The sequence below is a fragment of the Prevotella sp. OH937_COT-195 genome, assembly GCF_003932845.1.
GTDB lineage: Bacteria > Bacteroidota > Bacteroidia > Bacteroidales > Bacteroidaceae > Prevotella.
The window spans coordinates 1-560 of the sequence record NZ_RQZH01000132.1; the positions used below are offsets into that span (position 1 = coordinate 1).

Below are 560 nucleotides of genomic sequence, written 5' to 3' on the forward strand. Positions count from 1 at the left end.
CTATAATTTTGTCTTTGGTAATCATCGCTTGGTTGTTTTGCAAACAACTGATTTACAACAATAAAATTACAAAGAACTAACGAGATTACCAACTTTTACAAAGACTTTCTTAACCCGAACTCGCATATTATATATTGGTGTTCGCGAAATGCAATTTTATTCGCAAAACAAAGAAAAAGCACCTACAAAATATTTGTAGGTGCTTGATTTTTAGCGTGGACCAGACAGGGCTTGAACCTGTGACCTCCAGATTATGAGTCTGTTGCTCTAACCAACTGAGCTACAAGTCCGGCGAATATTATACATTTGTGCATTAATTCGGGTGCAAAGGTAATTCTTTTTCGTGGAATATGCAAGTAAAACACGGTTTTTTTGTCTTCAATGTTTGTTTTTTTTAAATAGTCATCCCTTAAAAACTATATTTCAGCGTGAAGTTTGTAAAATCGAAATTCACGCTGATTCTTTTTATAAGCCACAAAAGAACTCTCATTGCTCTTTTGAAGTTATACGCCGCCGCAGCCAACATTATATTTACGGCATCTCCTTTCACACCTTTATAA

Annotated in this window: 1 tRNA gene and 1 pseudogene; both read right to left on the reverse strand. The window is 35.0% G+C overall.

What is annotated here, in order from left to right:
• Positions 1 to 216: 216 nt before the first annotated feature.
• Positions 217 to 290 (reverse strand) — tRNA-Ile (locus EII32_RS11570).
• 119 nt (positions 291 to 409) lie between these two features.
• Positions 410 to 560 (reverse strand): annotated as a pseudogene (locus EII32_RS11575) (IS5/IS1182 family transposase); the annotation flags it as partial.